Source organism: Inquilinus limosus MP06, from assembly GCF_000767795.1.
In the GTDB taxonomy this organism is placed as follows: Bacteria; Pseudomonadota; Alphaproteobacteria; order DSM-16000; family Inquilinaceae; genus Inquilinus; species Inquilinus limosus_E.
In genome coordinates this window covers 1-966 of the sequence record NZ_JANX01001065.1, presented here as the reverse complement: position 1 = coordinate 966, position 966 = coordinate 1, and the positions used below count along the sequence as shown (strand labels likewise).

Annotated in this window: 2 protein-coding genes; both read left to right on the top strand. The window is 73.4% G+C overall.

Annotation, left to right across the window (positions count from 1 at the left end; all coding sequences use genetic code 11):
• The first annotated feature begins 60 nt into the window (after positions 1–60).
• Positions 61–522 (top strand): urease accessory protein UreE, encoded by a 462-nt coding sequence (locus P409_RS35215; protein ID WP_034849741.1) that lies wholly within the window; start codon positions 61–63, stop codon positions 520–522.
• Positions 515–966 (top strand): urease accessory protein UreF (locus tag P409_RS35210; RefSeq protein ID WP_274519210.1); only part of this gene is annotated, 452 nt, incomplete at its 3' end. The genes P409_RS35215 and P409_RS35210, both read left to right, overlap by 8 nt.

The following is a 966-nucleotide window of genomic DNA, read 5'->3' as shown; positions in this document are numbered from 1 at the left end:
CCCTAGCCCCCTCCCGCAAGGGGAGGGGGGACTCAAAAAGGGGACGCGGAGGACTGCCGCATGAAGCGCTTCACCGCCGTCGTGCCGGCCGGCCGCTTCGACCCTGCCTCCGTCTCCGACCGGGTCATTCTGGACTACGATTCCCGCCACCGCCGCCGCATCGTGCTCTATGGCGAGGCCGGGACGGTGGTGCTGCTCGACCTGTCCGAGGCGGCGCATCTGCGCGACGGCGACGCGCTCCGGGGCGAGGACGACAGCCTCGTGCTGGTCACGGCGGCGCCGGAGCGGCTGGTCGAGATCCGGGCCGGCAGCCAGGCGGAGCTGATCCGCATCGCCTGGCATCTCGGCAACCGGCATCTGCCGACCCAGCTGCTGCCCGACGCGCTGCGCATCCGCGCCGACCATGTGATCGAGGAGATGGTGCGCGGCCTCGGCGGCACGGTCACCGCCGTCGAGGCGCCCTTCGACCCGGAGGGCGGCGCCTATGGCCACGGCGCGGTGCATGGGCATTCCCATGGCTGACCCGGCGCTCTATCGGCTGATGGCCTGGCTGTCGCCGTCCTACCCGGTCGGCGCCTTCAGCCATTCGAGCGGCCTGGAATGGGCGAACGAGGCCGGCTGGGTCACCGACCGGCCCGGCCTGGTCGCCTGGATCGAGGATGCGCTGGCCAGCGGCGCCGGCTGGAACGACGCCGTGCTGTTCGTCCATGCCCACCGCGCCGCCGAATCCGGCGACGACGACCGGCTGGCCGAGATTGCCGATCTCGCCGCGGCGCTGGCCGCGTCGCGCGAGCGGCAGGTCGAGACCCTGGCCCAGGGCACCGCCTTCCTGACCATTTCGCGGTCCGCTTGGCCGGTGCCCGGGCTGGAGCGGCTGGCCGCGCGCGTCGGCGAGAGCGTTGCTTATCCTGTGGCAGTCGCGGCCTGCGCCGCCGGCCACGGCATCGCCCTCGCCCCGGCGCTGAC